Raw genomic sequence first — 6,689 nt, forward strand, 5'->3', positions numbered from 1 at the left:
GTTTCGTAGAATGGAATCAGACCCTTCCTTCATTACCCGAGTTTACCCGACATGACGCGCCGCAAAATCCTGCTGTCCCTGTTTTTGCTGTTGCCGCTGCTGGCCGCCGGCTACTGGTGGTGGCGTCCGGCGACGGTGACGGTGGTGGCGCTTGAGGCGCAGGACGTGGTGCGCAGCGTGGTGACCAGCGGTCGCGTCGAGGCCAGCCGCCAGAGCCGGCTCGGCGCCACCATCGGCGGCCGGGTGGTGGCGACACCGGTGGCCAAGGGGCAGGCGGTGACCGCCGGCACCGTGCTGCTGCAGCTGGAGCCGGAAGAGCTGCTGGCGCAATTGCAGCAGACCCGTGCCCAGCTGGAGGATGCCGGCCAGCAGCAGGCCGATGCCGAGCGCCAGTTGCAGCGCCAGCTGGCGCTGTTCCGCCAGGGCTTCGTCAGCCAGGCGGCGCTGGATGGCCAGCAGCGCGGCCGTGATCAGGCGCGGCTGCGGGTGGCGCAACTGCAGGCGCAGCTGGCGCAGTATCAGGCGCGGCTGGCGCAGGCGCAGATCCGCGCGCCGGCCGACGGCGTGCTGCTGGCGCGCGAGGTGGAGGTCGGCGACCTGCTCACCGCCGGCAGCACCAGACTCAGCTTTGCCGCCGCCGGCCCGAAACACGTGGTGCTGGATGTCGACGAACGCCAGTTGGCGCAACTGGCCGGCGGCCAGCCGGCGCTGATCGCGGCCGATGCCTTCCCGGCGCGGCGGGTGGCCGGCAAGGTTGGCCGCATCGCGGCGCAGGTGGATAAGGACCGCGGCACCTTGGAGGTGGAGGTGCTGCTGGGCGAGGACGGCGGCTTCCTGCTGCCGGGGATGACGGTGTCGGCGGAGATCGAGACCACTCGCTTGCGCCAGGTGCTGCTGCTGCCGGCCGAGGCGGTGAAGCGCGGCCAGGTGGCGCTGGTGCAGCACGGTCGCCTGCAGCTGCAGCCGGTGCAGGTTAGCGCGGTGGTAGAGGGCAAGGTGCAGATCCTGCAGGGGCTGCGCGCCGGCATGGCGGTGGTGACGCCATTTCCGTTGCTGGCGGCCGGCAGCCGCGTGCGCATCGTAGAGGCAGCGCCATGAACTTCGTGTGGACGGTGGCGTGGCGGCTGCTGCGCGAGGGCCGCTTCCAGACCGCGCTGATCCTGGCCGGGGTCAGCATCGGTGTCGGCGTCATCGTCTACATCACCGCCATCGTCAGCGGTCTGCAGGCCAACATCATCGACCGCACGCTGTCGACCCAGGCGCACGTGGTGCTGCGCCCGGCCGACATCGTCAACCAGGCGCCGCTGACGGTGCCGGGCAGCGTCAAGCTGGCCGACATCGCCAAGCGCACGCAGCGCGAGAACACCATCGCCAACTGGAGCGGCATCGTGGCACGGGTGCGCGGCACGCCCAATGTCAGCGCGGTAGCGGCGATGGCCAGCGGCCCCGGCGTCGCGCAGCAGGGCGGTGTGCGCAAGTCCATCGTGCTGATGGGGGTCGAGCTTGACGACTACTGCCAGGTGGTGCGGCTGGACAACAAGCTGCAAGCCGGGCGCCTGCTACTGCCGACCGGCACCGCGCTGATCGGCAAGGAACTGGCGGCGGACCTGGGCCTGCAGCCGGGCGGACGCCTGCGCTTGCAGGCCGCGACCGGCGGCAGCCAGAGCATGACGGTGGGCGCGATTCTCGATTTCGGCCTCAAGGATCTCAATAAGCGCTGGGTGCTGTTGCCGCTGCGCGAGGCGCAGAACCTGCTCGGCTTCCAGCGTGACGTCACCGAAATCTACATCAAGAGCGAGCGCCTGTTCGAGGCGGAAAGCCTTGCGGCCAACCTTGCGCTGGCCACCGGCCTGACCGCGGACAGCTGGCAGTCCAGCAACGGCCAGCTGGTGACGGCGCTGAAAAGCCAGAGCGCGTCCAGCCTGATGATCCGCGTGTTCGTCACCTTTGCCGTGGCGCTGGGCATCGCCAGCGTGCTGGTGGTGACGGTGGTGCAGCGTCAGCGCGAGATCGGCATCCTGCGCGCGATGGGCACGCCGGCGTCGCGCATCCTGGCGGTATTCCTGCTGCAGGGCGGCCTCGTCGGCCTGTTCGGTTCGCTGTTCGGCTCGCTGCTGGGGGCGGCGATGTCGGTGGGCATCAGCCGGCTGGCGCTGACCGAGGATGGCAGCCCGCTGTTTCCGGTGGTGCTTGACGGCGAGCTGTTCGTCACCACTGCACTGATCGCGACCCTGGTCGGGGTGCTGGCGGCGCTGCTGCCGGCACTGCGTGCGGCCAGGCTGGACCCGGTGGAGGCAATCCGTGGCTGAGGTCATGACCCTGCAAGGGGTGAAGAAAAGCTACGGCGGCGGCAAGTCGCCGCGGGTCGAGGTGCTGCACGGTATCGGGCTGCAGCTGGTGGAAGGCGAATTCGCCGCGCTGCTGGGGCCGTCCGGCTCCGGCAAGTCGACGCTGCTCAACATCATGGGGCTGCTGGAGACGCCGACGGCCGGCGAGCTGCATATTGCCGGCACCGCCACCGCCGGCCTCGACGACGCGGCGCGCACCGCCTTGCGCAATCGCTATCTGGGTTTCGTGTTCCAGTTTCACCATCTGCTGCCGGCATTCTCGGCGCTGGAAAACGTGATGATGCCGTTGTTCGCCGGCCAGGGGCGGGTCACGTCGCAGGACCGGCAGCGTGCCGCCATGCTGTTGCAGCGCGTCGGGCTGGCCGAGCATGCCGCCAAGCAGCCGGTACAGCTATCGGGCGGGCAGCAGCAGCGCGTCGCCATCGTGCGGGCGCTGATGAATCGCCCGCGGCTGGTGCTGGCCGATGAACCGACCGGCAACCTCGACACCCAGACGGCGAACGAGGTGTTTGCGCTGCTGCATGAACTCAATCGCGAGGATGGCACCACCTTCCTGATCGTTACCCACGACCAGCGCCTGGCCGATGGCTGTCCGCGCCAGATCCGGCTGCTGGATGGGCGGCTGCAGCCGGATGGATGGCTCAGTCCAGCGCCTTCAGCCAGTGGCCGCTGACGGTGGCGATCAGCGCCGGCTCCTGCGCCACCGGGCCGGACAGGTTGAAGGCGTTGCTGTCGCTCATGAAGTGGCCGTTCAGCGACAGCAGGTATTGCATGGCCGGGCCGAACAGCGTGCGCTCGGCTTCCTGGTGGCGCGACACGTTCATCTGCATTGCCACATGCTGGCCGGAAAGGTGGAATCGCCCCTGATAGCGCGAGGTGGAATCGGTGCCCTGCAGTGAATGGTTGTCGATCACCCACTGGCCATCGCTGTGCTGACCGTCACTGGTGGATACCGTGACGTGATAGATACCGTTGATCATGGTGCGTCTCCTTCGAGGGGAAGATCTGTTGTCTGCCGGCAGGCAGCTACCTGTTTCAACTTAGACTACAAATCACGGCAGATAAATCTGGATGCGGCTGCCATTTTTGAGTACGGCGGCCAAACAAAGCGGACAGCCACCGGCTGCCAGCTTTGCCTGTCATGGCGATCCGCTTCAGCGCAGCGCGTAAGCCAGCACCAGCCCGGCAAAGATCACCGCGCCGACGCGGTTGTTGTCGAGAAAGGCCTTGAAGCACAGCGCGCGGTCGCGGTGGCGGATGTCCAGGTACTGGCGCCCGATCAGCAGCACCGACAGCAGCAGCGACAGGTAGTAGGGCCAGCCGAGGTCGAGGCTGTGGCCGATGCCGGTCATCAGCGCGATGAAGGCGGCGTGGCACAGCATCACCGCGCGCACGTCGTGATCGCCAAAGGTGATGGCCGAGGTCCTGATGCCGATCTTCAGATCGTCCGGCTTGTCGGTCATCGCGTAGGCGGTGTCGTAGCCGATGGTCCACAGCGCCTTGGCCAGGAACAGCAGCCAGGCCAGCAGCGGCACGTCGCCGGTCACCGCGGCAAACGCCATCGGGATGCCGAAGCCGAAAGCCAGGCCGAGATAGGCCTGCGGCAGCGGGAAGAAGCGCTTGGTGAACGGATAGCTGGCGGCGAGGAACACCGCCGGCAGTGACAGCAGCAGGGTCAGCCGGTTCAGCGGCAGGATCAAGAGCAGGCTGAGTACGGCCAGTGCCGCGGCCAGCAGCAGCGCTTCCTTGCCGCTCACCGCGCCGCGGGCGAACGGCCGCTGCTTGGTGCGCGCCACGTGCATGTCGATGTGGCGGTCGGCAAAGTCGTTGATCACGCAGCCGGCGGAGCGCATCAAGAAGGTGCCGAGGCTGAAGATCAGCAGCAGCTGCCAGTCCGGCTGGCCGGCTGAGGCGATCCACAGCGCCCACAGTGTCGGCCACAACAGCAGCAGGGTGCCAATAGGCTTGTCGATACGCATCAGCTGGCCGTAGACCGTCAGCCGCTCCTTGATAAAGTCCATGCTCATCACAGCAATTGCTCCAGTTCCGGCAAGAAGATTTCACAAACCAGCAGCCGTTGCCCGTCCAGCTCGAAGAGGCAGCGGCGGGCCAGATAGCGGCTGCTGACACGGGGATCGTGCGCCTGCGCCAGTGCAAATAGCGGATGTCCGGCGCGCAATTCGACAAAGTTCAGCTCGCCGCGCTGCAGTTGCGGCAGGCCGCCGAACAGCGTCAGCCCCAACGAACGGCTGCCGCGCTCCAGTATCGGCCGCCACACCGGGCACGCCGGCAGACACACGCTGCGTGCCACCACCACCGGTTTGCCGGCCAGGGACAGGCTCACGTGTCTGGCATGCAATTGGCTATCTGGGGTAAGCTCGAACAGGGCGGTTTCGTCGGCATGAATCGCATCGTTGCCTTGCTGCAGTACGCTGACGGCGAAGTCGTGGCCGGTTGCCATCAGGTAGTTGGTGAGCGAGCCGCTGACGGTGATGCACTCTGCCAGCAGCGGTGAAGTTGGCGGCAACCGGGCCGACCAGTCAGAAAAAGGCGTCATGCGGCGCATTATGCCAAAACCCGTCCTGTCCCGCCGCTGTCGCGTGCGGCCAACCTTGTGACCACCCTGCGAGTTGTCGATGATCGAAACCTTCCTGTGGCTGCTGGGCTACCAGTTTGCCGGCGAGTTGCTGGCACGCAGCCTCGGCTGGCCCATCCCCGGCGCTGTGCTCGGCATGCTGTTCCTGTTCCTGACGCTGTGCGTGCGCAAGGGCATTCCCGACACGCTGCGCCACAACGTGCCGCGGCTGATGACGCACATGTCGCTGCTGTTCATTCCCGCCGGCGCCGGCATCCTCGCCTTCTGGCCGCTGCTGGCCGAGCGACCGCTGGCGATGGCGGCGGTGCTCTTGCTGTCGACACTGGCGACGCTGCTGATCAGCGCGCTGACGCTGACACTGCTGCTGCGCCGTCAACAAGGCAGAAAGGCCAGGCCATGACACCGGCACTCCATGAATGGCTGCGCCAGTCGCCGCTGACCGGCATCTTCCTGACGCTGCTGGCCTATCGCGTCGCACTGAGTATCAGCCGCCGCTATCACGGCCATCCGCTGGCCAATACGGTGCTGGTCGGTGCCGCGCTGCTGATCGTCAGCCTGCTGGCGCTGGGGCTGAGTTTCGACGAGTACTTCCGCGGCGCCAGTTTCATCCAGTTCCTGCTCGGGCCGGTCACCGTCGCGCTGGCGATTCCGCTATACAACAATCTGGCGCGCCTCAAGCGCAGCGCCTTCGCCATCCTGTGCAGCATCGTGGTCGGCAGTATCGCCGGTGTGGCCAGCGCGGTGCTGATTGCCGTCGCCTTCGACCTGCCGCCGCAGATCGTGCTCAGCCTGGCACCGCGCTCAGCCACCACGCCGATCGCGATCGGCGTGGCCGAGGCCATCGGCGGCATTCCCACCCTGGCGGCCGCCTTTGTCATCGTGACCGGCATCATCGGTGCGGTGCTGGCCAGGCCGCTGCTGACACTGTTGCGCATGAACGATGACGTGGTGCTGGGTGTCGCCACCGGCATCGCCGCACACGGCATCGGCACCGCCCGCGTATTCCAGATTTCGGAAACTGCCGGCGCCTTTGCCGGTCTGGCAATGGGGCTGACCGGTTTTGTCACGGCGGTGGTGGCACCATTGTTGGTGCATTTCTTGCTGTCGTAATACACATGGCACAGCATATGGCAGCCAAACAATAAGACTAAGGAATGATATGGATCTCATCTTGTGGCGTCATGCCGAAGCCGAGGAAGGCTCAGACGACATGCAGCGCGCGCTGACCCGTCGCGGCCAGAAACAGGCGAGCGCGATGGCAACCTGGCTGCGCAAGCAGCTGCCCGACGATTTTGCGCTGCTCGCCTCCGAGGCGCTGCGCTCGCAACAAACCGCGGCACTGTTTGCCAAGAGTTATGAAGTTGTACCGGCGCTGAACCCGGATGCCTCGGTCGAGCAGGTACTGGCTGCCATCGACTGGCCGCGCAGCGGCAAGACCATCGTGCTGGTCGGTCATCAACCCTACATCGGTCGTCTCGCCGCCACGCTGATGAGCGAGCAACCGCTGCTGTGGAGCGTGAAGAAAGGTGCCATCTGGTGGCTCAGCCATCGCGAACGCCACGGCATCGAGCAAATCCGCCTCAAGGCGATGATGACGCCATCGATGCTGGGTATCGATTGATACGATTATCAGGCTTTATTTCCGTGTCCAAGGTTGGCCGCAAGCGTTGCGGCCAACCTTTTTCATTTTTGTTGGCGCTTGGTCGGCTGTAAAATCAACGACTTGCCGATCTGGTATCAAAAAG

General features: G+C 66.1%; 9 protein-coding genes. 6 read left to right on the plus strand and 3 right to left on the minus strand.

Translation table 11 applies throughout. The annotated features are described in order from the left end of the window. Window positions 1-51 precede the first annotated feature (51 nt). From IE083_RS09735 to IE083_RS09745, 3 genes are read left to right on the plus strand one after another with little or no spacing between them, the layout of a single operon-like run. Window positions 52-1,098: an efflux RND transporter periplasmic adaptor subunit gene (locus IE083_RS09735; RefSeq protein WP_189353408.1), complete on the plus strand. Its 1,047-nt coding sequence runs from the start codon at window positions 52-54 to the stop codon at window positions 1,096-1,098. Further along, window positions 1,095-2,309 carry an ABC transporter permease gene (locus IE083_RS09740; RefSeq protein WP_189353409.1) on the plus strand — a complete coding sequence of 405 codons (1,215 nt, stop codon included), beginning with the start codon at window positions 1,095-1,097 and terminating at the stop codon, window positions 2,307-2,309. Before IE083_RS09735 ends, IE083_RS09740 begins: the two co-directional genes overlap by 4 nt. Continuing rightward, complete coding sequence (locus tag IE083_RS09745; protein WP_229799700.1) at window positions 2,302-3,021, plus strand: ABC transporter ATP-binding protein; 720 nt, start codon at window positions 2,302-2,304, stop codon at window positions 3,019-3,021. The genes IE083_RS09740 and IE083_RS09745 overlap by 8 nt, the downstream gene beginning before the upstream one ends. Here IE083_RS09745 and IE083_RS09750 read toward each other — a convergent pair. From IE083_RS09750 to IE083_RS09760, 3 genes are all read right to left on the minus strand, one after another. Further along, a complete protein-coding gene (locus IE083_RS09750; RefSeq protein WP_189353410.1) occupies window positions 2,990-3,328 on the minus strand; it encodes a GrlR family regulatory protein in 339 nt (112 codons plus the stop codon). The genes IE083_RS09745 and IE083_RS09750 overlap by 32 nt on opposite strands. A gap of 174 nt (window positions 3,329-3,502) precedes the next feature. Beyond that, window positions 3,503-4,375: a 4-hydroxybenzoate octaprenyltransferase gene (gene ubiA, locus IE083_RS09755; RefSeq protein WP_373295182.1), complete on the minus strand. Its 873-nt coding sequence runs from the start codon at window positions 4,373-4,375 to the stop codon at window positions 3,503-3,505. After that, entirely contained in the window at window positions 4,375-4,905 is a 531-nt protein-coding gene (locus IE083_RS09760) for a chorismate--pyruvate lyase family protein (RefSeq protein WP_229799701.1), read from the minus strand. The genes ubiA and IE083_RS09760 overlap by 1 nt, the downstream gene beginning before the upstream one ends. A 79-nt stretch (window positions 4,906-4,984) precedes the next feature. Here IE083_RS09760 and IE083_RS09765 point away from each other — a divergent pair, with 79 nt between their 5' ends. The 3 genes from IE083_RS09765 to IE083_RS09775 are packed head-to-tail and all read left to right on the plus strand — an operon-like array spanning window position 4,985 to window position 6,565. After that, entirely contained in the window at window positions 4,985-5,344 is a 360-nt protein-coding gene (locus IE083_RS09765; RefSeq protein WP_189353412.1) for a CidA/LrgA family protein, read from the plus strand. After that, on the plus strand, window positions 5,341-6,054 hold the full coding sequence (locus IE083_RS09770) for an LrgB family protein (RefSeq protein ID WP_189353413.1): 714 nt from the start codon (window positions 5,341-5,343) through the stop codon (window positions 6,052-6,054). Before IE083_RS09765 ends, IE083_RS09770 begins: the two co-directional genes overlap by 4 nt. A gap of 49 nt (window positions 6,055-6,103) precedes the next feature. Beyond that, complete coding sequence (locus tag IE083_RS09775) at window positions 6,104-6,565, plus strand: SixA phosphatase family protein (RefSeq protein ID WP_189353414.1); 462 nt, start codon at window positions 6,104-6,106, stop codon at window positions 6,563-6,565. The last annotated feature ends 124 nt before the right edge of the window (window positions 6,566-6,689 follow it).

This window comes from Vogesella fluminis (assembly GCF_014652335.1).
GTDB classification, from domain to species: Bacteria; Pseudomonadota; Gammaproteobacteria; order Burkholderiales; family Chromobacteriaceae; genus Vogesella; species Vogesella fluminis.

What these genes read in the sequence shown, in the direction of transcription:
- ubiA (WP_373295182.1), bottom strand. Translation starts at nt 4,375, where the DNA reads ATGAGCATGGACTTTATCAAGGAGCGGCTGACGGTCTACGGCCAGCTG.
- IE083_RS09750 (WP_189353410.1), bottom strand. Translation starts at nt 3,328, where the DNA reads ATGATCAACGGTATCTATCACGTCACGGTATCCACCAGTGACGGTCAG.
- IE083_RS09770 (WP_189353413.1), top strand. Translation starts at nt 5,341, where the DNA reads ATGACACCGGCACTCCATGAATGGCTGCGCCAGTCGCCGCTGACCGGC.
- IE083_RS09760 (WP_229799701.1), bottom strand. Translation starts at nt 4,905, where the DNA reads ATGACGCCTTTTTCTGACTGGTCGGCCCGGTTGCCGCCAACTTCACCG.
- IE083_RS09775 (WP_189353414.1), top strand. Translation starts at nt 6,104, where the DNA reads ATGGATCTCATCTTGTGGCGTCATGCCGAAGCCGAGGAAGGCTCAGAC.
- IE083_RS09740 (WP_189353409.1), top strand. Translation starts at nt 1,095, where the DNA reads ATGAACTTCGTGTGGACGGTGGCGTGGCGGCTGCTGCGCGAGGGCCGC.
- IE083_RS09765 (WP_189353412.1), top strand. Translation starts at nt 4,985, where the DNA reads ATGATCGAAACCTTCCTGTGGCTGCTGGGCTACCAGTTTGCCGGCGAG.
- IE083_RS09735 (WP_189353408.1), top strand. Translation starts at nt 52, where the DNA reads ATGACGCGCCGCAAAATCCTGCTGTCCCTGTTTTTGCTGTTGCCGCTG.